At 55.5% G+C, this 26,850-nt stretch carries 20 protein-coding genes; 15 read left to right on the top strand and 5 right to left on the bottom strand.

Annotated elements, in window-relative coordinates; translation table 11 throughout:
* Position 1 precedes the first annotated feature (1 nt).
* Positions 2 to 3,907, bottom strand: coding sequence for a phosphoribosylformylglycinamidine synthase (gene purL, locus ATI45_RS01460; RefSeq protein ID WP_098421610.1), 3,906 nt, complete (start codon positions 3,905 to 3,907; stop codon positions 2 to 4).
* A 326-nt stretch (positions 3,908 to 4,233) separates the two neighbouring features.
* On the opposite strand from purL, the gene mltF reads away from it, so the two are divergent.
* Positions 4,234 to 5,694 carry a membrane-bound lytic murein transglycosylase MltF gene (gene mltF / locus ATI45_RS01455; protein ID WP_098417968.1) on the top strand — a complete coding sequence of 487 codons (1,461 nt, stop codon included), beginning with the start codon at positions 4,234 to 4,236 and terminating at the stop codon, positions 5,692 to 5,694.
* 26 nt (positions 5,695 to 5,720) lie between these two features.
* Here the strand turns inward: mltF and ATI45_RS01450 are convergent, their stop codons facing one another.
* A complete protein-coding gene (locus ATI45_RS01450; protein WP_098417967.1) occupies positions 5,721 to 6,194 on the bottom strand; it encodes a regulatory protein RecX in 474 nt (157 codons plus the stop codon).
* Positions 6,195 to 6,383: 189 nt separating this feature from the next.
* Between ATI45_RS01450 and ATI45_RS01445 the strand changes: the two genes are divergently transcribed.
* The 10 genes from ATI45_RS01445 (at position 6,384) to rdgC (ending at position 17,416) form a co-directional block, all read left to right on the top strand.
* Positions 6,384 to 8,879: a DUF349 domain-containing protein gene (locus ATI45_RS01445; protein ID WP_098417966.1), complete on the top strand. Its 2,496-nt coding sequence runs from the start codon at positions 6,384 to 6,386 to the stop codon at positions 8,877 to 8,879.
* A gap of 189 nt (positions 8,880 to 9,068) precedes the next feature.
* A complete protein-coding gene (locus ATI45_RS01440) occupies positions 9,069 to 11,249 on the top strand; it encodes a carboxy terminal-processing peptidase (protein ID WP_098417965.1) in 2,181 nt (726 codons plus the stop codon).
* A gap of 121 nt (positions 11,250 to 11,370) precedes the next feature.
* Positions 11,371 to 12,711 carry a TRZ/ATZ family hydrolase gene (locus tag ATI45_RS01435; RefSeq protein WP_098417964.1) on the top strand — a complete coding sequence of 447 codons (1,341 nt, stop codon included), beginning with the start codon at positions 11,371 to 11,373 and terminating at the stop codon, positions 12,709 to 12,711.
* A gap of 61 nt (positions 12,712 to 12,772) precedes the next feature.
* The gene (ubiG, locus tag ATI45_RS01430; protein WP_228735905.1) at positions 12,773 to 13,549 is read left to right on the top strand and encodes a bifunctional 2-polyprenyl-6-hydroxyphenol methylase/3-demethylubiquinol 3-O-methyltransferase UbiG; all 777 of its coding nucleotides are present in this window, start codon (positions 12,773 to 12,775) and stop codon (positions 13,547 to 13,549) included.
* A complete protein-coding gene (locus ATI45_RS01425) occupies positions 13,539 to 14,204 on the top strand; it encodes an HAD-IA family hydrolase (protein WP_098417963.1) in 666 nt (221 codons plus the stop codon). The genes ubiG and ATI45_RS01425 overlap by 11 nt, the downstream gene beginning before the upstream one ends.
* Before the next feature lie 80 nt (positions 14,205 to 14,284).
* Positions 14,285 to 15,034, top strand: coding sequence for a YciK family oxidoreductase (locus ATI45_RS01420; RefSeq protein ID WP_098417962.1), 750 nt, complete (start codon positions 14,285 to 14,287; stop codon positions 15,032 to 15,034).
* Positions 15,034 to 15,267, top strand: coding sequence for a glutaredoxin family protein (locus ATI45_RS01415; RefSeq protein WP_098417961.1), 234 nt, complete (start codon positions 15,034 to 15,036; stop codon positions 15,265 to 15,267). The genes ATI45_RS01420 and ATI45_RS01415 overlap by 1 nt, the downstream gene beginning before the upstream one ends.
* A gap of 12 nt (positions 15,268 to 15,279) precedes the next feature.
* Positions 15,280 to 16,059 carry a peroxide stress protein YaaA gene (gene yaaA, locus ATI45_RS01410; protein WP_098417960.1) on the top strand — a complete coding sequence of 260 codons (780 nt, stop codon included), beginning with the start codon at positions 15,280 to 15,282 and terminating at the stop codon, positions 16,057 to 16,059.
* 104 nt (positions 16,060 to 16,163) lie between these two features.
* A complete protein-coding gene (locus tag ATI45_RS01405; protein ID WP_098417959.1) occupies positions 16,164 to 16,364 on the top strand; it encodes a DUF2788 domain-containing protein in 201 nt (66 codons plus the stop codon).
* A gap of 98 nt (positions 16,365 to 16,462) precedes the next feature.
* Complete coding sequence (gene rdgC, locus ATI45_RS01400) at positions 16,463 to 17,416, top strand: recombination-associated protein RdgC (RefSeq protein WP_098417958.1); 954 nt, start codon at positions 16,463 to 16,465, stop codon at positions 17,414 to 17,416.
* 28 nt (positions 17,417 to 17,444) lie between these two features.
* Here the strand turns inward: rdgC and ATI45_RS01395 are convergent, their stop codons facing one another.
* Positions 17,445 to 20,189, bottom strand: coding sequence for a GNAT family N-acetyltransferase (locus ATI45_RS01395; protein ID WP_098417957.1), 2,745 nt, complete (start codon positions 20,187 to 20,189; stop codon positions 17,445 to 17,447).
* A 184-nt stretch (positions 20,190 to 20,373) separates the two neighbouring features.
* On the opposite strand from ATI45_RS01395, the gene ATI45_RS01390 reads away from it, so the two are divergent.
* Positions 20,374 to 21,300: a histone deacetylase family protein gene (locus ATI45_RS01390; RefSeq protein WP_098417956.1), complete on the top strand. Its 927-nt coding sequence runs from the start codon at positions 20,374 to 20,376 to the stop codon at positions 21,298 to 21,300.
* Between the two features lie 63 nt (positions 21,301 to 21,363).
* Here the strand turns inward: ATI45_RS01390 and ATI45_RS01385 are convergent, their stop codons facing one another.
* A complete protein-coding gene (locus tag ATI45_RS01385; RefSeq protein ID WP_098417955.1) occupies positions 21,364 to 22,281 on the bottom strand; it encodes a flagellar protein MotY in 918 nt (305 codons plus the stop codon).
* A gap of 283 nt (positions 22,282 to 22,564) precedes the next feature.
* Here ATI45_RS01385 and pyrC point away from each other — a divergent pair, with 283 nt between their 5' ends.
* Positions 22,565 to 23,596, top strand: a complete 1,032-nt coding sequence (pyrC, locus tag ATI45_RS01380; protein WP_098417954.1) for a dihydroorotase — start codon at positions 22,565 to 22,567, stop codon at positions 23,594 to 23,596.
* Positions 23,597 to 23,643: 47 nt separating this feature from the next.
* Positions 23,644 to 24,288 carry a ribonuclease T gene (gene rnt, locus ATI45_RS01375; RefSeq protein ID WP_018403821.1) on the top strand — a complete coding sequence of 215 codons (645 nt, stop codon included), beginning with the start codon at positions 23,644 to 23,646 and terminating at the stop codon, positions 24,286 to 24,288.
* Between the two features lie 101 nt (positions 24,289 to 24,389).
* Here the strand turns inward: rnt and ATI45_RS01370 are convergent, their stop codons facing one another.
* A complete protein-coding gene (locus ATI45_RS01370; protein ID WP_098417953.1) occupies positions 24,390 to 26,375 on the bottom strand; it encodes an SDR family oxidoreductase in 1,986 nt (661 codons plus the stop codon).
* Between the two features lie 174 nt (positions 26,376 to 26,549).
* On the opposite strand from ATI45_RS01370, the gene ATI45_RS01365 reads away from it, so the two are divergent.
* The gene (locus ATI45_RS01365) at positions 26,550 to 26,849 is read left to right on the top strand and encodes a hypothetical protein (RefSeq protein WP_018403832.1); all 300 of its coding nucleotides are present in this window, start codon (positions 26,550 to 26,552) and stop codon (positions 26,847 to 26,849) included.
* The last annotated feature ends 1 nt before the right edge of the window (position 26,850 follow it).

Here is a 26,850-nt window from a genome sequence, read left to right as displayed (position 1 = left end):
CTTAGCCAAACCAACGCCGCGCATTACGGAACATCCGTAGCCACGGCGCGTCTTCGTCCCAACCTTTTGGTTGCCAGGAATGCTGTACCGCGCGGAATACACGCTCAGGGTGCGGCATCATGATCGTTACCCGGCCGTCACAGGTTGTCAAACCGTTCACGCCAGCCTCAGAACCGTTAGGATTGAAAGGATAACGTGTAGTAGCAGATCCATAATTGTCCACGTAACGCAAAGCGATTTGTTCGCTTTCTGCCAGCGATGCCAACGAGCCGTTGCCGCTCAATTCGATCCGGCCTTCGCCGTGCGCCACGGCAATGGGCATACGCGAACCCGCCATTCCTTCGAAGAAGGCCGACGGTGAAGGCAACACCTCCACCATCGCCAGACGCGCCTCGAACTGCTCTGACTGATTGCGAACAAAGCGCGGCCAACCTTCACTGCCAGGGATCAGCTCGTGCAAGCTGGACAGCATCTGGCAGCCGTTACACACGCCCAGAGCCAAGGTGTCCTGACGGTTAAAGAAAGCCGCAAACTGGTCACGCACGCGATCGTTAAACAGTATGGACTTGGCCCAGCCGCCGCCGGCACCCAAAACATCACCAAACGAAAATCCGCCACAAGCCACCAGACTGTTGAAGCCTTCCAATGACATTCGACCAGACAACAAATCGCTCATGTGTACGTCAACAGCGGTAAAACCGGCCCGGTCAAACGCCGCCGCCATCTCAACGTGGCCGTTTACGCCCTGCTCTCGTAACACGGCTACTTTGGGTCGCGCGCCAACGTTAATAAAAGGCACGCTGATGTCTTCATTGATGTCAAACGTGGTTACTACATGTAAGCCCGGGTCATTGGCGTCCTGAAGGTTGTCAAACTCTTCCCGCGCGCAGTCCTCGTTGTCGCGCAACGATTGAACACGGAAGCTGGTTTCGCTCCAAAGGCGCTGCAAATCGAGTACCGGCTCATCCACTACAAATTCGCCGTTGAAGCTCATCTGTACACGAGCCTCCGAAGTCGGCTCACCAATAACGATCGTATGGTTGCCTAATCCAGCGGCGGAGAACTGCTGCAGCACGAATTCGGTATCGTCCCGGCGCACCTGAATCACCGCACCCAATTCTTCGTTGAACAGTTCGCGGGCAAACTGAGAGGCATCTTCTGCCAATCCGTCCAGCTTGATGTCGATACCGGCACGACTGGCAAAGCACATTTCAACCAGAGTGACAAAAAGGCCGCCATCCGAGCGATCGTGGTACGCAAGCAATTTTCGATCAGCGTTCAGGCCCTGAATCACCGCGAAAAATGCTTTCATGTCTTCTGGGTCGTCCAGATCCGGCGCTACTGCGCCAACCTGGCCGTATACCTGGGCCAATGCAGAGCCGCCCAGGCGGTTCTGGCCCGCCGCAAGATCGACCAGAATAAGGTCGGTGGCGCCGACGTCCAGCTGAAGCTCCGGCGTTAACGTAAGCCCCACATCGGTAACCGGCGCAAAGCCGCTAACCACCAGTGACAGAGGCGCCGTAACGCTTTTCTGCTCACCACTGCTTTCTTCCCACACCGTTTTCATGGACATCGAATCTTTGCCCACGGGAATGGTAATACCCAACTCCGGGCAAAGCTCCATACCCACCGCACGCACGGTTTCATATAGATTTTCGTCTTCACCCGGGTGGCCAGCCGCGGCCATCCAGTTTGCGGATAAGCGCACATCTGACAGCTTGGCGATAGGCGCCGCAGCAAGATTGGTCAGCGTTTCACCCACCGCCATGCGTCCAGAAGCCGGCGCGTTGACTGCGGCAACCGGCGTGCGCTCGCCCATGGCCATAGCTTCGCCGCTGCGCACGTCAAAGGAACTGGCGGTTACCGCTACGTCTGCAACCGGAACCTGCCACGGCCCCACCATCTGATCCCGTGCTACAAGCCCGGTAATGGTGCGGTCGCCAATGGTGATCAAAAAACTCTTGGAACCCACCGACGGCAAACGCAACACGCGACGAATCGCTTCGTGCAGGTCCACCCGGGTTGAATCGAATAAGCGTTTGGTAAATGACGAGCGTGTGATGCTGCGATGCATACGCGGAGCCTTGCCAAAAAGCACGTCCATCGGCAAATCAACCGGCTTGTCATTAAAATATGAATCCGCCAACGCCAAATGGTGTTCTTCAGCGGCTGCGCCAATCACTGCGTACGGGCAACGTTCACGACGACAAAGCGCATCAAACAACTCCAGGTTTTCCGGCGCCACGGCCATAACGTAACGTTCCTGAGATTCGTTACACCAGATTTCCAGCGGCGACATACCCGGTTCGTCGCTAGGAATTTCGCGCAGCTCAAACTTACCGCCGCGACCACCGTCTTTAACCAGCTCCGGCATGGCGTTTGACAAACCACCGGCGCCAACATCGTGAATAAAGCAAATCGGATTGGTGTCGCCCATCTGCCAGCAGCGATCAATCACTTCCTGGCAACGACGTTCCATTTCCGGGTTGCCACGCTGTACCGAGGCAAAGTCCAGATTTTCATTGCTGGAGCCGGAATCCATAGAGGATGCAGCTCCGCCGCCCAGGCCAATCAGCATAGACGGGCCGCCCAGAACAATAAGCTTGGCGCCTACCGGAATGTGGCCCTTCTCTACGTGCTCGGCTCGAATGTTACCCAGGCCGCCGGCAATCATGATCGGCTTGTGGTAGCCACGCACTTCTTCGCCTGCAGGGCCTGCAACCTTGGCTTCAAATGTACGAAAGTAGCCGGTGAGGTTTGGTCGCCCAAATTCGTTATTAAAAGCCGCGCTGCCGATTGGACCTTCAATCATGATATCCAGCGCGGAGGCAATACGGTCTGGTTTGCCATAACCGATTTCCCAAGGCTGGATGTCGCCCGGTAAGTTCAGGTTAGAAACCGTAAATCCGCTTAAGCCAGCTTTTGGCTTGGAGCCACGACCGGTTGCGCCTTCATCACGGATTTCTCCACCGGCGCCCGTGGCCGCTCCGGAAAATGGCGCAATCGCCGTTGGGTGGTTGTGGGTTTCCACCTTCATCAGGATGTGTATATCTTCCTGATTGTAGCCGTAAACACCGGTGTTCGAATCCGGGAAGAAGCGGCCCCCACGACTGCCGGCAATAACAGAGGCGTTGTCTTTGTAAGCAGACAACACGCCTTCGCTGTTCATTTCGTAAGTGTTGCGAATCATCCCGAACAGCGATTTTTGCTGATTTTCGCCGTCGATGTCCCAAGACGCATTAAAGATCTTGTGGCGACAGTGCTCGGAGTTGGCCTGGGCGAACATCATCAGTTCAACGTCTGTGGGGTCACGCTTCAGATCAGAGAACGCAGCCACCAGGTAGTCAATCTCGTCGTCCGCCAGCGCCATGCCCAGGCGACGATTGGCGTCCACCAGTGCTTTGCGGCCGCCGGCAAGAATACCCACGCAACCCAACTCGCGGGGTTCGTCGTGGCTGAACAGCAGCTCGGCGCCGCCCATCTCGTGAAATACTTTTTCTGTCATGCGGTCGTGCAAAAGCGCCGCAATTTTTCCCCGCTGCTCCAAGCTTAACTTCTTGGCCGAACGCACATAGTAAGCAATACCCCGCTCAATACGCAGAATGTGACGCAAACCACAGTTGCGCACAATGTCGGTCGCCTTCGATGACCAGGGCGAAAGCGTGCCGGGGCGGGGAACCACCAGAAACAACACGCCTTCGGGCTGCTCTACGGGCACACTCGGGCCGTAACTCAACAGCCGATCAAGAATCGCCTGTTCCACGTCAGACAGGTCGCCATCCAAATCGGCAAAGTGCATGAACTCGGCGTACACATGGTCAATTTCGGGGACGCTGCCTTTCAGGCAGGCGTGCAGTTTGTTGAAACGAAAAGGTGAAAGCGCTGGTGCGCCGCGAAGTTCAAGCATGGTAGCAACCTGTATCGCGCGTAGCGGGGGTTTGAGAAGACATTTTGAAGGCAGCATCATACTCGAAAGCGCCTGCGGGATACAGCGATCCAGCACCTTAGTAAACAGCGACATCGAGGACGCCGCTGATCGCTCTTTTATTGACCAGACCGCGCACAACATAGATGATTGCAAGAATCTGTCTGCACCAAGACAGCCAATCGGAAATTAACCGCACACCCGCCTAAAACCCGACGGAGATAAGGCTTTTGCCGGCAAACACCCAGTTGCAGCTCGCTTCCCGGCGGGCGTTATCGTTGCCCAAGCGGGTCCGCAGGGGCTCAGCCATGGTAGCACTGCTGGCGTTTACCCTGGTTTTGAGTGCCTGCTCACGGCCAACAACTCTGCAGCAGATCAAAGCCGAAGGTGTACTGCATGTCATCACCCGGGTCGCCCCCTCTATTTATTACAAAGGTCGCGACGGCCCCACCGGCTATGACTACGAACTGGTTCAGCTGTTCGCAGAGCATCTGGGCGTAGAGCTTAGGATTCGCGTCGCCGAAGACAACACCGAAATTCTATCTGTGCTGGATCAAAACTTCGCTCACATAGGGTTAGCCGGGCTGTCAGGGCAAAAGCAGTTTCGGGGTCAGATGCGGGCACTGGCGACCGGTATAGAAGTAGAGTCAGTGGTGGTGTATCACCGCGATTCCGCCAAGCCCGACGCTCTTGCCGATTTGGCAGATAAACCATTGCACATAGTGGCCGACAGCAATCACGAGCCACAACTGGAAGAAGCGCAAATCGACGTCCCCCAGTTGTCCTGGCAGGTTCACACAGGCCTGGATGCCGCCGGTTTGCTGGCGCGGGTCGAGAGCGGTGAGCTGCCTTACGCGGTGGTGTCATCCAACGAGCTGGCGCTGAACCACGTGTTTTTTCCCGATGTAAAAGAAGCAATACCGTTGGGTCCACCCCGCGAGCTGGCATGGCTATTTCCTGCAATGCAGGATCGGTCATTGATTGATACTGCAGAGCAGTTTTTTGGAATGCTTGCCGAAGACGGCACCCTGGAGCAGATCACCGAGCGTTTTTACGGTCATCTGGACCGGCTGAACTACGTTGGCGCGCTAACATTTGTGCGCCATACCGAAAAACGCCTGCCAAAATATGAAAGTCTGTTTCGCTCTTACGCTGATCAATATGCCATGGACTGGAGGCTTCTGGCGGCCATTGGTTATCAGGAATCCCACTGGCGCCCCAAGGCAACCTCGCCCACCGGCGTGCGCGGACTGATGATGCTTACTCGCTCCACGGCAAAATACGTGGGTGTCAAAAATCGACTCAGCGCCGAGCAGAGCATTCGCGGCGGTGCCAAGTATTTAACAATTGTGCACGACCAGATTCCCGATCGTATTGAAGAGCCCGACCGCACCTGGTTTGCCCTGGCTTCTTACAACGTTGGATTTGGCCACCTAGAAGACGCACGTATACTGACCGAACAGGCTGGAAGGAACCCGGACCGCTGGCTGGATGTAAAAGAGTTCCTGCCGCTGCTAACGCAGAAAGAATGGTACAGCCAAACCAAGTATGGCTACGCCCGCGGCCATGAGCCGGTCATTTATGTGCAAAATATTCGCCGCTACTATGATGTACTGGTGCGCATGACCGAACCCGCCGTAACACCGGATACCCTGCTGGCAGATGACCCGTTAACACAGCTTGATAGCGCCGGCGAGGCGCTTGTAGCCTTGCCAGAAATCCAGGCCGCCTTACCAGACCAATTGACAGACGTGCCACCTACGCTCTGATCTTTCGGAGTCCAGGCCTGCAGCGCCTATGCCGGCTCGACTGCATCCATCGCGGCATTAATCTGTTCCTGGGTAAATCCGCGGCGCTGAAGGAAACGCATCTGGCGCAAGCGTTCTTCCAGCTGCCCGTGCAAATCTGATAACCCGAAGCGCTTACGGCGCAGTCGTACGGCCTGGTCAGACCAATCCTGCAAGCTCATTGCCTGCAGAGTGTCGGCATTTTCAACCACGCCACGCTGGTTCAATTCACCCGTTATGCGCAGCAGACCGTAACCCGCCTCAATACGCTGCCGCGCGTAGGCTTCGGCAAAGCGTTCATCGCTCAGCCAATCCTGCTCCTCGTAGTCATCCAGTACCGTTTCGATGACCGATTTTGGCAGCTGGCGCTGCAACAACTTACGGGTAAGTTCAAGCCGGCTGTGTTCACGCCGAGCCAGTAAGCGCAGCGCTACAGAGCGGGCTTTATAATCGTCATCCTGATCATTTTCGGATTTTGCCATGACATCTCTTTCCGCATCGCTTCACAAAACGCTAGACTAGTGCTCGCGTTCTATACGCCCGGTAGCTTCGTACCTAGAAATCCAAGCGTCCAGCGCCAACCTCAACTGGTGCTGAAGAACGGTAGCGGCACACTTTGCCCGACACCGCAGACTGGTATCAACCAGAAAGATACTTTAAGGAAAACACCCATGGCCGCATTTCTTCGCAGATTGTTCAAATCCCGCACAACACAGCTGAAAAAAACCGCACCGGCGGTCAATAAACAGCCTCAGCAGACGGACGCTGCCAAAACCGCAAAAGAAGATCGCGGCGCCCGGATTGCGAAGCAGCTGGAAGCCGTACAAGGTATGCCGGCGCAAACAAAACTGGCGGAGCTGGCCATTGGCGGGTTAACCGCTGAAGTTCGCAGCCGTGCCGCCAGCGGTTTGCGGGACGAAGCCTTACTGCATGACGTTATCCGCCAGGCCAAAGGCCGGGACAAAGGGGTTTTCCAGATAGTCCGCCAAGCACTTCAACAGCTGCGTGACGCCCAAGCTGCACAGAATGAACTGGAAGACAAACGGCAGCAGCTGATTCAGCAGGCGCAGGACCAGGCCCGCAGTGAAGACACCATCCTTTACGAGCCACGCCTGGACACGCTGCTCAAACAGTGGAAAAGCGTAGAGACTGGCGCCAGTAACGAGCAAATCACCGAATTTCTTAGCGCTACCCACCAGTGCCGTGAGCGAATTCGCGAGGTGCAACAACAGCAGCTACAAAGGCAACAACAACAAGAAAAACTCGACCAGCGTAAGCAAACCCTGGTGCTACTGGGCGAAACGCTGACGCAACTAAAAGCCGACGACATCAGCGAGCCGCCCACGTTGACAGCTCTTGACGCACTATTGAAAACCCAGCACAACCGCTGGATTGAAGCCAGTGAAAATACCGACGTAAGCGCGCCCGAGCAAACCCGTTACAACTCCACCAGCGCCGGTCTGCGGGACTACGTAGAGGCACATCAGCGGCTTATGCAGGCGCAAGAACAAATCGCCACGCTGTCGGTCAGCACAGCTCCAGGCGATGAAATCAAAGACGACGCAGAGCTTGGTGTTGAAACCGCAGACCAGGCCAAAACCCTGCTTGCCATATTGGAATGGCCAACGGTGTTTCCACTGCCTGAGCCCGTTATTGTGCTACAGGCACTGGCCAAACAGCGCAAGAAAGCAGAACCGGTCGAGCAGCCAGACCTGGCCCGCCAGAACAGCCTGTCAACAGATCTGGACAGGCTCCTCACGGAGCTCGATAGCGCCTTGGAGAACAAACAACTGAAGCCCGCCAAGCAGCTGCTAAAGAACGCCCAGCAAATTGCCAAAAAACTCGATTCCCGCCATCAGAAGCCATTTGCTGCGCGCATGCAATTGCTGCAAGGCCAGTTTAACGAACTCAGCGACTGGCAGGGCTTTGCCACCACACCCAAGCAGATCGCACTGTGCGAACAAATGGAACATCTGGCAGCGCAACCTATTGACCCAGAAGCCAAGGCAGCTCACATCAAAGAGCTGCAAGAAGAATGGAAAAGCCTGGGCGGCTCCTCTGACAGGTTGCTGTGGGCCCGCTTCAAGCAGGCATCCGATGCCGCCTACGAACCGTGCAAAGCTTATTTCGCCGCAAAATCCGATCTTAAGCACGCTAACCTGGCCACACGTCAATTGATCTGCCAGCAACTGCAGGAATTTATGGCACAGGCTGACTGGCCTAGTATTGACTGGAAAGTGGCCGAACGTATTCATCAAACTGCACGCCAGGAATGGAAGGCCGCATGGCCGGTAGAATTCCGCGACAATCGTCCGTTACAAAAACAGTTCGACGAGTTACTGAAACAGCTGGATGCCAAACTGAACAATGAGCGCCAGCGCAATGAAGCTCTGAAGCAGGCCATTGTTGCCAGCGCCGAAGAGCTAATGACCGCCGAACCCCTGGCCAACGCCATGGTGCAGGCCAAAGAGCTACAAGGCCATTGGCAGGCTATCGGGATTACCCGTCATCGCGAAGACCGCAAACTCTGGCAGGCATTCCGCCAGGCGTGCGACGCCATTTTTGCCCGCCGCGAACAGGAAAATAGCCTTCAAAAGCAAGCCGTTGTGGCAGCTGATGAACAAGTGAACATCATTTTGGAGTGCGCTGACCAGGCCCTGAGTGCAAGCACAAACAGCGATGAACTCAGCGCCATCTGGACCGAGCTGGCCGCGCACAGCCCCCAGGCGCTATCTGCCAGCACCCGCGACCGCTACAACGATGTGCGTCAGCGTTTGCACACGGCCAAACAGCGGCAGGAACTGGTCACTCGCCTGCAACAATGGACCGGATGCATTCAGGCCCGCGGCCAGGCCCCTATCGATAGAACCAACGTACCCCTGGAATGGACAAAATTTAATCAACTCGATCAGCCCATCGATTTCCAGGAACTGGCTATCCGTACCGAAATACTCGCCGACCAACCTTCACCCGTGGCAGACCAGCGCAAGCGCATGGAGATTCAGGTACAGCGCCTGGCGCAGAGCATTGGCGCTGCCGAACAATCGGCCAGCCCACTCACCGATGCTGAAAAACTGGTAGCATTATGGTGCCTGGCGCCGGCCTCCGTCGCGGCCTCCAAAGAGCTCGAACAACGCATGCTGAATGCGCTTGAAAGCTTGGTTTAAGGTTCCTGCGCAAGCAGACATAATCATCCGCATACACCTTTGCGCCGTAATAGTGATGAATAGATTGTCACCTGGCGCAAGGGTACATCTATAGCCAGGCGTGTAGCGCTTGCCTACAATCATAAAACGGGTCGCTGGTTGAACACCTTAGCCGCGACCACCAGCATTTAACTCGGTCAGGTAGGTTCTATGTCAATCGTGGAAAGACTGTGCTCACAGCGCGTAGCCCGCGGCAAGCCCGTAAAAGCGTTGGCGCTCGCGATTTCGCTTTCTGTGTCTTTCGGGGCCATCGCCAGCAGCGAGTCGCTTCAAAGCTACCAGCCGGTTGCGCCCACTATTGACCAGGCCCGAGCTAACATACTGATTGCGAGACAACTGCAGTTCACTCATTTTCGCGATTTGCGAGTCAGCGATGATTTGTCTGGCGACATCTTCGATACCTACCTGAAATACCTGGACGGCCAGAAAGTCTATCTGACCCAAGACGACCTGGACGGTTTCGTTGATATTCGAGATCACCTGGGTTCGGCCCTGCGCACCGGTAAACTGCAGCCCGGATTTGATATTTACAATCTGGTGCAAAAACGGATCATCGAGCGTCTGCATTTTGCTCTGAACCTTCTGGACCAAGGCGTTGGCACCTTAGATTTCAGCAGCAACGACAGCATATTGCTCGACCGCTCTGACAGCGATTGGGTCGCTAATAACGCGAAGCTAGACAAACTCTGGACCAAACGCATCAAAAACGCCGTGCTGGCTCAACGCCTGAACGGTAGTGACGATGACGCCATCACAGACACTTTGCGGCAGCGTTACGAAGACCAGCTCAAACGCGCTTACCAAGCCCGCAGCGAAGATGCGTTTCAAGCCTACATGAACGCCTTTGCCGGCATGTGGGACCCCCACACATCCTATTTTTCACCACGCACCTCTGAAAACTTCAATATTAATATGAGCCTTTCGCTCGAAGGCATAGGTGCCGTGCTGCAAGGTGATAACGAATACACCAAGGTGGTGCGACTGGTCCCTGGCGGACCGGCATTTCAGCAAGGCCAGCTGCAACCCGCAGACCGGATTGTGTCGGTCACCCAAGAAGGCGAAACGGCGGTCAATGTGATCGGCTGGCGCCTGGATGAAGTGGTCGATCTGATCCGCGGACCGCGCAATTCCATAGTCACACTGGAAGTCATTCCGTCTGGTGCGGCCGATGAAACCATCACCAAAGCCATCGCTATCAAGCGCGATCAGGTCAAGCTGGAAGAACAGAGCGCCAGTAAAAAAGTGATAGAGCTAGATCGCAACGGTGAAACCTATAAGGTCGGCGCCATCACTATCCCCACCTTCTACGCCGACTTCCAGGCCATGCAGGCCGGTGATCGCAACTACAAAAGCACCACCCGCGATGTGCGCAGGCTGCTGGAAGAACTTGAGGCTGAAGGCGTTGAAGGGTTGGTCATTGATTTGCGCAACAACGGCGGTGGTGCCCTGCACGAAGCCAACGATCTGGTGGGATTGTTTATAGACAGCGGCCCAACCGTGCAAATTCGCAACGCCAATAACGACGTGCAAATTCTGAACGATGAAGACCCAGATGTTGCTTTCAAAGGGCCGATGGTGGTGCTGGTAAATCGAATGAGTGCATCCGCGTCTGAAATCTTCGCGGGCGCTATCCAGGACTATGGCCGCGGCCTGGTTGTGGGTTCCCAAACCTTCGGTAAAGGCACAGTGCAGGCCGTTCGGCCACTGAATCACGGCCAGCTAAAAATCACGCAGTCCAAGTTCTACCGGGTTTCTGGCGGCTCAACCCAGCACAAGGGCGTTATGCCCGATATCGAAATTCCATCACGTATCGATAACAGTCTTATTGGGGAAGATGCGCTGGACCACGCCCTGCCCTGGGATCAAATTGATGCTGTCAGCCACACCCAGTATTTTGATTTCAGCAATATGATTGACGAGCTGCGCCTGCGCCACGACAAGCGCTTTGACGCCAGCCCCGAGTTCAGCCTGCTGCAACAGGAAATCGACTTTCTGAAGAAGCAACGCCAGCAGAACTCAGTCAGCCTGAATATGGACGAGCGCCAGCAACAACATAAAGAAATTGAACGCACCCGGCTGACCATTGCCAACGCGCGCCGTGAATTGCGCGGCGAAACGCCATTCGACACCATGGAAGAACTGGACGACTGGCAGGACCTGCAGGCTGCCGACCTGAACTCCAATGATGAAGAAACGGATTTCGTTATCCGCGAAGGCGGGCAAATTATGGCGGATATGCTTGAGCTGGACCGTCGTACCGCCGCGTTGCCGGCGATGGGCTCGCCCCTGACAGCCAAAGCACAAACTATACGGGCGTCAACCGAGCTCTAACCGGGCTAAAACCGAACGTATGCGCCGTGGCGGCTGCGATGGAATTCAGCGCCGCTGTCGCCTCGGCGCTGACACTTATTGCCGGCGCTTCCTTAGCGTCGCCCGCCCGAAAGGCTGATTCATGACGGCAGAGACCATTATCGCGGCGGATACCCGTATCAACGCCCGCTGGGTGATTCCCATCGAACCTGCGGATCAGGTTTGGCATCACCACGCGGTGATTGTGCAAGGCGGTCATATTGTTGCCGTATTGCCTCAGGCCGAGGCCGACACTCATTACCGTACTCGTGAAACCCTGAGTTTGCCACATCATGTGCTGATGCCTGGGCTAATCAATTTGCACGGCCATGCCGCCATGTCGCTATTCCGCGGCGTAGCTGACGATATACCGCTAATGACTTGGCTGAACGACCACATCTGGCCATTGGAAGGCGAATTTGTGTGCGAACAGTTTGTTGCCGATGGCACCCAATTGGCCATGGCGGAAATGCTGCGCACCGGCACCACCACATTTTCCGATATGTATTTTTTCCCGGAAATTGCCGCCCAATGCGCCGCTGATACCGGCATGCGGGCGCAAATCTGTTTTCCGCTGTTAGATTTTCCCACCTGCTGGGGTAGTGGCTCGGAAGAATACCTGCGCAAAGGCGAGCAGTTGATCAACGCCTGGCAGGGCGATGAATTCATTATGCCCGCCATAGGCCCCCATGCGCCCTACACCGCTAACGATGACACCCTGGCCGGCGCCGTCGCTCTGCAGAAAAAGACCGGCGTAAAATTACAGATTCATCTGCACGAAACCGCGCTGGAAGTGCAAAACGCCGAGCAGCACTCAGGCCAGCGCCCTGTCAGCAGAATGGCGCAGCTGGGCGTGCTGGGGCCAAACACCCAATGCGTACACATGACCCAAGTTGATGACAGCGACCTAGAACACCTGTTGCACAGCGGCGCCCACGTTGTTCACTGCCCGGAATCCAATATGAAACTGGCCAGCGGCCAATGCCCCGTGCAGCGTCTGAGCAAGGCCGGCGTTAATGTCGCCATAGGCACCGACGGCGCCGCCAGCAATAACGACCTTGACCTGTTCGGAGAGCTTCGTACTGCAGCAATGATGGCCAAACATCTGGCCGGTGACCCTGCCGCGCTTTCTGCCCACCAGGCACTGCGCATGGCCACCTTACAGGGCGCAAAGGCCCTGGGCCGGGGACAGGATCTTGGTTCACTGGAAGCCGGCAAGTGCGCCGATATCATCGCCGTTGATCTTAGCGACCCGTTTTTTCAGCCCGTGTACAACCCGGCTTCGCACCTGGTTTACAGCTTACACAGTCGCGCTGTAAGCCACAGCTGGATCAACGGAGTGCCTCAGGTACAAAATGGCGAACTCACACGTATTGATGTGCCCGACCTTATGCTGCGTGTGGCAGACTGGGCCGAACGCATTGGCCGTTATCAGGCCGGCTAAAAAAGCCAGCACGGCCAACTGTATGTAACCGAATTCAAATCGCATCACCAGGCAGGCAAACATGACGACTCCTAACCCAGGCCGTAATTCAGATCATCCTTCAAATCACTCCTCAGATTCCAGCGTGAACCACAATGTGGATCGTAACGAAATCGCCAAATTTGAGGCCCTGGCCAGCCGCTGGTGGGATCCCGGTAGCGAATTCAAACCCCTTCACGACATTAACCCGCTGCGCCTGAACTACATCGACGAACGCGTGTCCCTGCCTGGTAAAAAAGTCATCGACATTGGCTGCGGTGGCGGCTTGCTATCAGAAGGCATGGCCCGCCGTGGCGCCCACGTGACCGGTATCGATATGGGCGAAGCACCGCTAAGCGTGGCGCGCCTGCACGGGCTGGAAAGTGGCGTTCAAGTCGACTATCAGAAAATTACCGTGGAAGAGTTGGCCCGCGACCCACAGCACGCAGGCCAATACGACGTTGTTACCTGTCTCGAAATGCTTGAGCACGTGCCAGATCCGGGCTCGGTCATTCGCGCTTGCGCCAGTCTGCTAAAACCCGGCGGCCATCTGTTTGTGTCCACCATCAACCGCAACCCGAAATCGTTTCTGTTTGCCATTGTTGGCGCTGAATACATATTGAGCCTGCTGCCCAAAGGCACCCACGAATGGAAAAAGTTCATTCGCCCGTCGGAAATGTCAGACCACCTGCGCAGGGCCGGCCTGGATATTCGTGAACTGACCGGAATGACCTACAACCTGCTGACCAAGGTGTACAAACTTGGCCGCAATGTCGATGTCAATTATATGATGCATGCAAAGGATAGCCGTGAAGCCTGAACTGACTCCCTCAGCGGTACTGTTTGATCTGGACGGCACCTTGATTGACACCGCGCCGGATTTTGTCCGTGTTCTGAACCGGATGCGCATTGCCTACGGCCTTAACGAGTTGCCAGTACCGCACATTCGCTGCATGGTGTCGAACGGCGCCCGCGGCATGGTCCGCGTGGGATTTGGGCTGGAGCCGGACGATGACGGCTACCAACAGAAACACACCGAATTTCTAGACCTTTACGAACAGGGCATGACCATAGACACCTGCCTGTTTGAAGGTATGGACAGCTTGCTGCGCAATTTAGAGCAGCGTGCTATTCCCTGGGGCATAGTGACCAACAAACCGGTGCGCTTTGCTGCGCCCGTGGTGGCCGCCCTAGGGCTGGCGGAACGCTGTAGCACCTTGATTTGCCCCGACCACGTCAGCCAGCGCAAGCCTCACCCGGAACCCATGTTTCTGGCCTGCAAAGAAGTAAACGTAGAGCCGAAAACGGCTATTTACGTGGGCGATCACCAGCGCGACATAGACGCCGGCATTAACGCTGGAATGACCACCATTGCCGTGCGTTACGGTTATATCGAGGCGCCTGAAGAGGTGGATCTATGGGGTTCTCACTATACCGTCGATAGCGTCAGCGAACTCGCAAAGCTGTTACAATAGTTCCCACTAGTTACCCATACCGGCGGGTCAGCAACCTGTCGGCTTTTGCTGTGCACTTTTGCTCTAAACGGAGATAGGTCATGCAGAATTACCAGGCCCCCGCCGACTTACTGAAAGATCGCATTATTATGGTCACCGGCGCTGGCAGTGGTATTGGCCGCACAGCGGCTATCACCTACGCCGCCCACGGCGCAACGGTGATACTGGTCGGCCGCACCGTGTCGAAGCTGGAATCTGTTTACGACGAAATTGAAAACGCCGGTTATCCCAAGCCCGCCATAGTTCCCATGAACTTTGATGGCGCTGCCATGAAAGACTACGAAGAACTGGCGATGACCCTGGAAGACAATTTCGGCAAACTCGATGGCCTGCTGCACAACGCCGCTATTTTGGGCGATCGTAGCCCGGTGGAACTGTACAACCCGGAAAAATGGGCCAAGGTGATGCAAGTCAACAGCATGTCTCCGTTCCTGCTAAGCCGTGCAATGATACCGTTGCTGCGCAAGTCCGGAGATGCATCGATGATCTTTACCTCGTCTAGCGTAGGACGTTCCGCGCGGGCCTACTGGGGTGCTTATGCAATATCGAAATTTGCGATAGAAGGGTTAAGCCAGCTACTAGCCGACGAGCTCGATGACAAGCGGAATAACATTCGCGTTAACACCCTGAATCCGGGTGCTACCCGCACCAATATGCGAGCCCACGCATACCCGGCGGAAAACCCCCAGCAAAACCCGGCACCGGAAGAATTGATGCCCATCTACCTGTACCTGATGGGCCGCGACAGCGCAGGGGTTAACGGCCAACAGCTAGACGCCCAGCCGAAGTAATGGAGCTGTCGTTCTACACCACCGCTCAGTGCCACCTGTGTGAACTTGCAGAGGCGCTATTGGTCAACACTCCCACGTCACAGCCAATACCCGTGAACGTGGTGGATATTGCCCAATCAGAGCAACTGGTCGCCCGCTACGGCACTCGCATACCGGTTTTACGCCGCAGCGACACCGGCAATGAACTGAACTGGCCATTTACCCAAGACCAGCTCCTTAGCTTTTTACAATGAGGTTTGCCTGACATGCTGATGGTTATTTCCCCTGCGAAAACTCTGGATTATAAAAGCCCGCTGGCAACCGAACACCATACCCAGCCCGACTTTTTAGAGCCAGCACGGGAGCTGATTGACCAGCTTAAAGAACTGGAGCCGCACCAAGTCAGCAATCTAATGAGCATCAGCGACAAACTGGGACAACTGAATGCTGCACGCTTCAGCGACTGGAGTACGCCGTTTACGCCCAGCAATGCCCGCCAGGCCATTCTTGCATTCAAGGGTGATGTCTACACCGGGCTGGATGCCGAAAGCTTCAGTAACAGCGAGTTCCAGTTCGCGCAAAAGCACCTGCGCATGCTCTCCGGGCTTTACGGGGTGCTCAAACCGCTCGATCTGATGCAGCCCTACCGCCTGGAAATGGGTACGAAATTTGAAAACCAGCACGGTAAAGACCTGTATGCGTTCTGGGGCGACACCATCACTCAAGAGGTCAATCGCTTGCTAAGTGACGACGACGGCGTACTGGTGAATCTGGCGTCTAACGAATATTTCAAAGCAGTGCGCAAGAAAGACCTTGAGGGACGGCTGATCACCCCCAATTTTAAAGATCGGAAAAACGGACAATATAAAATCATCAGCTTTTACGCCAAAAAAGCCCGCGGTTTGATGTGCCGCTACGCCATACAAAATAGCATTACCAAGGCCGAAGACCTGAAAAAGTTCGATCTTGACGGCTACTACTTCAGCCCTGAGCAGTCTGACGCCAACAACTGGATCTTCCTGCGCGAAGAGCAAACCAAGGCCTGATTCTGCGGCCTAGCGGCCATAATCCAAATATTCTTTGCCCGGAGCGCTTTAAGCCGGAGCGAAACTTACTATTGCTGATTTTAAATCATCTAAGGAGCCTATTCATGAGCGAAGCGGTATTCTCACAAATTTCTATGGCTGTTCTGTTGACCGGGCTTGTGGTCTGGATGGGCTTTATTGTCTGGGATCTGGCCAAAAAATCCAAAGCGGGGAGATTCGGCACCTTCATGATGTTTACGATAATGGGTGCGGGCGTACTTGGCTTTGTGATCAAAACCGTGCTGGTTGAAGTCATCCAGATATAGCGGCGCTATCCTTTACAGTTGAACCTTTTACAGCTCAACGTCTGCTTTTTATCTTCTACCCCTGCACAATCTGATTTTGACTCAAGGATGCTTCCAGTATGTGGTTTCGCAATGCCCGTGTTTTTCGTTTTACCAAGCCCTTCGATATCACCACAGATGAACTGGAAGAAAAGCTCCAGGCCGACACATTCAAGCCCTGCGGGCCTCAGGAAACCACTCGCCAGGGCTGGGTAGCGCCCTTGGGCAAACACGGTGAAACACTGGTGCACAGCGCCAATGGCTATCACCTGATTGCACTGCGCCGGGAAGACAAAATTTTGCCCAGCTCGGTGATTAAGGAACTGGTGGAAGAGCGCGCCGAAGCCATTGAGATTGATCAGGGCCGAAAAGTACGCCGCAAGGAAAAAGACGAGCTGAAAGAGCAGGTCATGCTGGAAATGCTGCCCCAGGCGTTTTCCAAAAACCGTCGCAGTTTTGCCTATCTGGCACCGAAAGATGGCGTAATGGTGGTGGATGCAGGCTCGGCCAAACAGGCCGAAGAAATCGCCTCGGCGCTGCGCAAAAGCATCGGCTCTTTGCCCGTGCGGCCACCCGCCGTGGAACAGGCGCCCATCTTTACCTTTACTGGCTGGCTGGACGAATCCATTGATTTGCCAGCGCAAATTGTGCTGGGCGATGAATGCGAGCTGAAAGACCCGGCGGAAGACGGTGGCGTTGTGCGTTGCAAAGGTATGAACTTGCAGGCTGATGAAATCCAAAACCACCTTCAAGCCGGCATGCAAGTCACCAAACTTGCCATTACCTGGGACGACAACGTGTCGTTCGTGCTCGACGAAGAGCTGGGCATTCGCCGCCTGAAGTTCGGCGAAACCCTTCAGGAACAGCTGGAAAACGTTGACGCTGACGACGCCCTGGCAAAATTCGACGCCAGTTTTAGCTTGATGACCCTGGAACTCGAAAAGCTGATTCCAGGGCTGCTCGAAGCCCTGGGCGGCGAAGACCGTTCGGCTTTAATCGATGGCGAAGACCGCCCTGCCCCGTTCAGCGAGTAACCCCACAGCGGGCGGCGTGATTTGAAGATCAGTGGCCGCCCTTGTTTAACCTTTCTCTCTGCCAGTCTTTTTCAGGTTCGTTCAATACCAGGCTCAGGTCCATCACTTCCTCATCCTGATTGAACTTGATGTGGAAGCCCAGATGCTCGGCCAGGTTCAGCATGGGCCGGTTGTCTGGCAGTACATCCCCCACCATTTCCGCAGTGCCACGGGCCCGGCAGTAGTCGATCATTTTCCCCATCAGGGTCTTGCCCAAACCTTCGCCCTTCATTTTGTCGTGCACCATCACCGCAAACTCACAGCGCAAATTGTCGGCGTCTGTCCAGGTGCGCACGGTGCCCAGGGTTTCCTCGCCTTCGCCGTCTTCGCGGGGCGCGTTGGCAATGAACACCATCTCGCGGTCGTAATCGATCTGCACCATCTGCGCCACGTCTTCGCGGGAAAAATGCTTGCGATACTGGAAGAACCGATAGCGAATAGATTCTGGTGACTGAAGTTCGTGAAACGCCCGGTGGGCAGGCTCGTCTTCTGCAAGTACCGGCCGAATAATCACACGGCGGCCGGATCTTGGCAGCACTATCCACTCCTCAAACTCCCGCGGATAAGGCTGAATGATCGGTTTACCTGGTTTGTCAGACAGGTTGATTGCCACATTAACGGCCACCGCGCCTTCGTCGTTAAACAACAGCGGCGAAATTTCCAGCCCCTGAATCTCCGGAATGTCGATCACAATTTGCGACAGAGTCACCAGAGTTTCCGACACAGCGCGAATATCGTGCTCCGGTTTTAGACTGTGCTCTTTCAAAAGCTTATACATATAGGTGCGCCGCAAAAGCTCCCGCGCCAGCACCATATTCAACGGCGGAAATGCAATCTGCCTGTCGGTCATAACGTTAATCTGGGCGCCCGCAGCACCGCACACGACCAAGGGGCCGAACAGCGCATCACGGGTGATGCCCACGCTGAACTCAATCCCGCCCACATGCTGATAGGAGAACTGCACCGCAAAACCCAGGAAACCGCTTTCCGGGAAATGCTTGCCGTATTCCTCCAACAAGCTTTGACAGCCCTCAATAATGGCTGCCTCGCTGTTAAGTTTGGGCATGGTGCAGTTGTAGCGTTTCTGATTGGGACTGTAGGACTGAAACGGATGGCAGGCCTGCTCGTGCACCAGCGTAATATCCATGGGCCGGCGTTCTACCGAAAATGCCCCCAGTACCTCATCCACATCGTCACAAAATATCGTGTCTATGGCGCGAATGTTGTAATCACTCAGCACGCCACGCGCTTCTTCATTGGTTAAATAATGACGCCCGGCACGCAACGCGTTCACGATCACCCGGCGGGTCTTGCTGTGGTCTGACAAATGATCGGTAAACGACTCCGGGGTCTCTGCCAGCAGGCGCTGCACCCGCTGATGACGTACGTGCTGCATGAACGCCATCACCGCTTTTTCCGGGTTAAAAAACGACGGCACGCCGGCTCGATAGAACTCCTCGCGGGAATCCATCACCGTGCTCTGGCCCAGCCAGCAGGTAAACACGTTCAACCGTGTGCCCTTAATGGCCTGGATCACCGAGTTGGCAATTTCGCGGCTGTCGCCGGTCAGGCTTGGCGAGTACATCACCAACACATTCGCAAGCTCCGGTTCTTTCGACAAAATCTTCAGTACTTTGGCGTAAAGCTCTGGCGACGCGTTGTAGCCAAGGTCGATAGGATTGCGGCGCGTCCAGTAGGGTGGCAATAGCTCAGCCAGTGCCTCAATGGCCGATTCCGACAGAGTAGCCAGTTCCCCCCCGAGATACGCCAAACGGTCTACCGCCAGCACGCCCGGCCCAACACCGTTGGACATCATAACCAGGGATTCGCGGCGCAAGGGCTTCATACGAGTCAGCGTTTCCAGAGCATCAAACATCTGCCCCAGGCCGTCTACCCGCAGCACACCGGCGCGTTTGAGCATGGCATCGTAGATAGGGTCGCTGTGTTTGATGCCGGCCGGCAGTTCGTGAACGAACCATTCCGATTCCGGCACCCGGCCAGACTTCAAGGCAATAACCGGTTTTGTGCGCGACGCTACCCGCACCGATGACATAAAACGGCGCGGGTTAGGCACGTTCTCAAGATGCAGTAAAATGGCGCGAGTGCGGGTGTCTTGGGCCAGGTAATCGATAAGATCGTCATGGTCGATGTCCATACCATCGCCCAAGGTTAAAAAATACGAAAAGCCGACACCACGGGCAAAGGCCCAATCCAGCACCGCGCTGGCAATGGTGCCCGACTGCCCAACAAACGCCACCCGGCCCGGAATGGCCCCCATGTGGGCGTAGGTGGCGTTCAACTTACGTGCCGGCACCATCAGCCCGATGGTGTTGGGCCCTAGCACCCGAATTCCGCTTTCACGAGCGGCGTCCCGTACCGAATACATCAATGGCCGGCCGGTTTTGCTGTGGCTGCGCGACATACCACCGGTCATCACAATGGCGGTACGCGCACCGGCCTTGCCCAAGCGCCGAATCATTTTCGGTACGGTTTTCGGCGGCGTACAAATAATCGCCAGTTCTGGTACGAACGGCATGTCGGCAACGCTTTTAGCGCAGGCCACGCCGTGCACGTTGTCGTAATCGCTCGGGTTCAGAACCAGCAGCTTGCCAGGGTAATCGCCGCCCAGCAGGTTGCGCAAAACCATACCGCCCAGGTTGTCAGCCCGTTCAGAAGCACCCACCACCACTATAGACTCAGGATTAAACAGGCTTTCCAGGTATCGAGTGCTCAAGCGCAGGCTCCTTAGTAATCGGGATCACAAGAATCAGTGTATCTTAGGCGCTGTTTAATTGATGTAAAACGTCAATTGGCGCAATTTTGACCAGGATTAAGGTTAGACCAAAGAAAAACCGCAACCGATTTTTTCCTGATATGATAAAAAAAATACAATAAACCAGCGGGGCAGCCAACGTATTATGACCACGGCCTTTTTTTCCCACGACGACTGTAACAAACACAACATGGGTCCAGAGCACCCAGAACGCCCTGAGCGCATGGCCGCCATTCAGAGTTACCTGGCAGACACCGCGCTCAACCAGGATCTTGACTACGTTCGCCCGGATGAAATTACCCGCGATCAACTGCTGATTGTTCACCCGGAAAGCTATCTAAAGCAGCTCGACATGATGCAGCCAACCCGTGGCCGCGTGTTCACCGACCCAGACACCGCGATGATGCCCGATACCCTGCGCGCTGCGCGCCTGGCGGCCGGCGCCAACATTCAGGCGGTTGATATGGTGATGAGCAGCCAGGTCACCAATGCGTTCGTGTGCGCCCGCCCACCTGGCCATCACGCCGAGCGCAGCAAATCCATGGGTTTCTGTTTTTACAACAACGTGGCCCTGGCGGCCATGCGTGCACTGAGCTTCCATCGCCTGGAACGGGTTGCGATTATTGATTTTGACGTTCACCAGGGCAACGGCACCGTAGACATCGTCGGCGGTGATGAACGCATTCTTATGTGCTCAAGTTTCCAGCATCCGTTTTACCCGCACACCCATGTGCACCGCCAGGCTGAAAATATCATTAATATTCCACTGCCGGCGGATTGTTCAGCACTGGATTATCGCAAGGCCGTGGAAGCTGGCTGGCTGAAACGGCTACAGAAGTTCAAGCCACAACTGGTACTGATTTCCGCAGGATTTGATGCCCACAAGCTGGACCCGATGGGCGAGTTCAATTTGGAAACCGAGGATTTTCGCTGGTTGACCGAAATGCTGGCCAGCGTTGCCAAAGACCACGCCAACGACCGGATTATCTCGTCGCTGGAAGGTGGGTATCATCTAAAGGCCCTGGCGGAAAGCGTAGCCACCCATCTGGAGGTGCTGCACGCCGTAAAATGAATCAGAGCAAGCCTTGCGCGCCGCTGTTGACCGCCGCCATTAGCCTGCTTAATTAACCGGCCATCAACCAGCACCCGGCTCAGATATGGCGGTGGCCTGCTGCCATTGTGTGCTATCGCCCTCACGCTCCATGCGAATAACAACGCGCCGGTTTTGCGCCGGGTTTCCGGAAGCCGCGAATTGGTCACCGTGGGCGCGCACTATAATTCTGCTTTCCTCAACACCCTGGCTTTTCAGGTAGCCCGCCACCGCATCGGCGCGATCTTGCGCCAGCTTCCGGTTGTCAATCCGGCTCCCCCTTCTGTCGGTATGACCGTCCACCAATACCCTAGTCACCGTTGAATCGGCCAGTACATAGGCCACAACCTGATCCAGGCTGCGCCTGTCGGCATCGTTCAACGCCACACTGGCCGAAGAAAACAGAATACGGGAACCCTGCAACTGATCAAAATTAGCCGACAACAGATTACCTGCACAGGCGCGATAACCTTGAAATGGCGAAGCGAAGTTGACATTCGATACGTGCACCCGCACCGGTTGAGAATTGAACCAGGACTGCCGGGTAAGCGTTGGGGAAAGGCCATCCAGCAAGCCATAGGCAACCTGCATACTCTGGACAGCGCTTAATACGACCGCACTGCGGCCTTCCGGAACCGTCACCAGGCCCAGCGGTCTCGGCGCAACACCAGGGCGCCAGCTTGGCGCCTCAACCACCAGCATTCCCCTTCCAGGGCGCATCAGCGGCGTGTCGGGTTCCAGCGAAAAAAACAGGTTTTCACCCGCGCGATGGCGGAAGGTTGCGCGACCGTAGCCGGGCACCTGGTGTACTAGGGCACACTCAAAGACCGACTCCGTCAAATACCACTGGCTGTTTTCGATGCCCGCGCCAAAGCTGGATGCCAGCGCAGGCGCGCTCAGTAACGGGCAAACCACCAGGGCTGCCGGCAAACAACGGCTTAACAATTGCATTCGCAACGTCATCGATCACTACCTTTAGATGTCTTCGTGGCCACACAGGGTGGCCGTTCAACGCTCGGTTACCTAAGGTATCGGCCAGTCCCTTTGCATCTTTAGGTCGCCGTCCATTTTTATAGCGCCGCCGTTGCCATCGCAGCCCGTTGAGTAAAACAAACCCCACAACCTTCTGTTATACTTTTGCAGATTTTTCGGCGCCGCCGCGTATCTTTCGCGCATTGCATTTTTCACCTTTTGCATCTTTCACGTTTTTAAAACGCATCGGTTTTTTAATGAGTGGCTCGCAATCATGACCCAGCAACTAACGATTACCCGCCCCGACGACTGGCATCTGCACGTCCGTGACGGCGCCATATTGAATGACGTGGTACCCGCGACCGCTGCGGTATTCGGCCGCGCCATTATCATGCCCAATCTGGTACCGCCGGTGACCACTGCCGACCAGGCATTGGCCTACCGCAAGCGTATTCGTAACGCGGCCGGCAACAGCCATTTCGAACCGCTGATGACCTTGTATCTGACCGAAACCACTACGCCAGAGTGCGTGCGACAAGCCAGGGCCCAGGGCGTAGTGGCTGCCAAGCTTTACCCGGCCGGAGCGACCACCAACTCGGATTCCGGCGTAACCGATGTGGCCAATATCTTTCCAGCACTGGAGGCCATGGCCAATTGCGGCATGCTGCTGCTGGTACACGGCGAAGTGACCGATGCCGACATCGACATTTTTGATCGTGAAAAAGTATTTCTGGAGCGGGTTCTGGCGCCTACACTGGCGGCGTTTCCCACCTTGAAAGTGGTTTTAGAACACATCACCACCGCAGATTCCGCCGACTTCGTGCGTCAGCACCAAGGCGACAATCTGGCGGCCACCATCACCCCCCAGCATCTGATGTACAATCGTAACCACATGCTGGCTGGCGGTATAAGGCCTCACTTGTTCTGCCTGCCTATTCTTAAGCGCAATCGCCATCAACAGGCGCTGCGTGAAGCAGTGGCCAGCGGCGACAAACGGTTTTTTCTGGGTACCGATTCCGCGCCCCACGCCAAAGACCGCAAAGAAACGGCGTGCGGCTGCGCCGGCTGCTACTCGGCGTTTGGTGCTATCAGCCTGTACGCACAAGTATTTGAAGAATTGGGCGTACTGGAAAAATTCGAAGCTTTCGCCAGTTTCAACGGTGCCGATTTTTATGGCCTGCCCCGTAACACAGACACCATAACCCTGGTACGCGAGCCCTGGACCATGCCGGATGAGCTGCCGCTAGCCGGTGGCAGCATCGTGCCATTGAACGCCGGTGAAACCATTTACTGGCGCCTGGCGTAATCCTTTATTACATTACCTTTTCACATAGCGCCATCGTTGGAGTTTGAGTGACCGAAGAAAACAGCCAAACGCACCCCATGTCCCGTCGCTTTCGCGGGTTTCTTCCTGTTGTGGTAGATGTTGAAACGGCCGGATTCAACCCCGCCAAAGACGCCTTGCTGGAAATAGCAGCGGTGATGGTCACCATGGACGAAAACGGCTTTCTGCACCGTGGCGAAACTTACCTGCAGCAGATAGACCCGTTTGAAGGCGCTAACTTCGAGCAGTCATCGCTGGACTTTACCGGCATAGATCCGTGGGACCCAGAGCGTGAGGCTGTGCCGGAACGCGAAGGCCTGAGTGAAATATTCAGTCCGATACGCAAAGCGATGAAGGCCTTTGACTGCAAACGTGCAGTTCTTGTGGGGCACAACGCCACGTTCGACCACAACTTTGTGTTCGCCGCCAGCATGCGTGCAGACATCAAACGCAACCCGTTTCATCCGTTCTCGACGTTTGATACCGCCACCCTGGCCGGCCTGGCTTATGGCCACACTGTGTTGGCCCAGGCCTGCAAACTGGCCCGCATCCCGTTTGACAGTAAAGAAGCGCACTCCGCGGCCTACGACGCGGAAAAAACCGCAGACCTTTTTTGCAGTATCGTTAATCGCTGGCAGGAACTTGGGGGCTTTCCACCCCCGCCTTTCGAATAGTGTTGTTGCAGAATTAAAAAATTGCAGAATGAAAAGCTGCGGTATAAAAAAAGCGGCGATGCTCATGCACCGCCGCTTTTTTGTTACCCGTATAATGTCTGCTACCAGTGAATGCCCCGCATAATTGCTGCAAATGCCACCTGGTCGGCGGATGCACCCTTTTCCGCGCTTACCTCTTTGCCTTTTTTAGGCATCGAATCCGGGAACATCTTGTAGCCGGTATTCATTAGAATTTCACTCGCCTTGGGTGCCACCGAGTTTAGTACCTGAGCAAACACGCCAAGCCGCGTCGCAATGCGCTTGGGCCGGTAAACAATCGCATTCACCACCATGTCCGCTGCCTCTTCCGGGCTCAGTGTGGGCACAGAATCGTAGATTTTAGTGGGCGCTATCATCGGCGTTTTCACCAACGGCATGTTGATGGTGGTAAAACAAACGTGCCGGTCTGACCACTCCGCCGCGGCGCAACGGCTGAACGAATCCAGTGCCGCTTTAGAAGCGACATAGGCCGAAAAGCGCGGCGCGTTTGTCAGCACACCAATAGACGAAATATTGATGATGTGGCCACGGCGACGTTCTAACATGGCCGGCGCAAAGCCCATGATCAAACGCAACGAACCAAAATAGTTCAGCTGCATGGTGCGTTCAAAATCGTGAAAACGATCAAAGGACTTGTCCAGTGAGCGGCGTATGGAGCGGCCGGCATTGTTTATCAGCACATCCACCGCACCGTGGTTCTCGCTAACGGTTTGAATAAACCGGTCACAGGCGTCCATGTTCGCAAAGTCACACTGATAAGCATGTACATCGGCGCCTCGCGCGTTCAATTGCGCGCTCACTTGGTCCAGGGTTTCCTGGGTGCGCGCTCCAATCACCAGAATCGCACCCGCGGCCGCAAGCTTCTCCGCTGTCGCCAGACCAATACCGGAGGTGGCGCCGGTTACCACGCACACTTTACCTTCCACCGTGCCGCGCAGAGTGCGGTCTTTGAACAGGTCCGGGTCCAGATTGCGCTCCCAGTAATCCCAGATCACCGGTGCGTAGTCTGGCAGGCGGGGCACTTCTATGCCGGTGCCCTGCAACACGCGCTCGGTTTCGCGGGCATCAAAGCGGGTGGGATAATTGATAAAAGACAGCACCGATGCAGGAATACCCAGATCATCCAGCAGAGCGCGACTCATACGCTTCACCGGCGGCAAATTCTTCAGGCTCTGGCGAATAAACGGTGGCACAAATCCGAACATGCGCGAATCAATACGCATGCCCATTTTGGGTGCATGGCCCGCCTCACAAAACATATTGAGTATTTCACCCACCTTGTACGGGTCAGAATCCACCAGATGGAAACACTTGCCGTCTTCGCCTGGCAGGTGGGCAATATGGTCCAACGCATCCGCCACAAAATTCACCGGCACAATGTTCAGACGGCCGCCTTCAAGGCCTATGGTGGGCACCCACTGGGGCAGCGCGCCGCGAATTTTCTGAATCATTTTGAAGAAGTAATAAGGCCCGTCTACCTTGTCCATTTCACCGGTAGCGGAGTCGCCAATCACCATCCCCGGGCGGTAAATGCGGAACGGCACCTTGCATTCGTCGCGTACCACCCGCTCAGACTCGTGTTTGGTGCTGAAGTAAGGGTGGTCCAGCTTACCGGCTTCGGCAAACATGTCTTCACGGAAAGTGCCTTTAAACAGACCGGCTACCGCGATGGACGACACGTGATGAAAAATTCCGGCGCCAAGTGCCTCGGCTGCGGCCACGGCAGCGTGAGTGCCATCAATGTTGGCGGCTTGCTGTGATTCTTCACTGGCCGACATATCGTAAATGGCCGCCAGGTGAAAAAAGTGATCAATCTTTCCGCTCAGCTGCTTCAATGTTTTTTTATCAAGGCCAAGGCCCGGGGCCGTCAAATCGCCTACCACCGCCTTGATCTGTTTTTCATCAGCGCCCAGCTTCTCCCGCAGGTCCGCCAGCTTTTGCACCGACTGCTCACGCACGAGCACATGAACGATGGCGCCGCGCGCCAGCAACCTGGCTATCAAAAACCGACCGATAAACCCGGTGCCGCCTGTTACAAAATAATTCATGCATTATCCGCCCTAATGGTTACGTTATTGTAAAAATAAGTTATAGCAGTATTTGCGTATAAAGACCCAAGGCATTGAGGTTTTAGCAACCCGCGGCCATCAATGCGATAATCGGGAACTTTCGACGCACACCCGCGTCTGTTATCCATCGTATCTGTTGTTTGGAATAACTTCATGTCCCAGAAAAACCCCAACGCCGAGCGCTACATTGCCATCGCACGCGCCTGCCTGAAAGCCATCAACGACACCGCCGCCAAAGCGGGCGATCGGGAGCAAAAAATTCAGGCCGTTTACGAAGCCATAGACACCGCTTTTCAGGCCGAATTCAAAAGCCAGCGACAGACTGTTGCGGTTATGGCAACAGTACTGGAACGCATTGCTTCTGGCGAGCTCAGCGCAGACAAAGCCGCTGACCTGGCGCGAAAAACCTTAAATCAGCAACCCCAGACCCACGGCAAAACAAGGATGCACTGAA

Source organism: Marinobacter sp. LV10MA510-1, assembly GCF_002563885.1.
Lineage (GTDB): Bacteria > Pseudomonadota > Gammaproteobacteria > Pseudomonadales > Oleiphilaceae > Marinobacter.
Note: the sequence above shows the minus strand (reverse complement) of the source record. Positions and strands in the feature narration are given on the sequence as shown.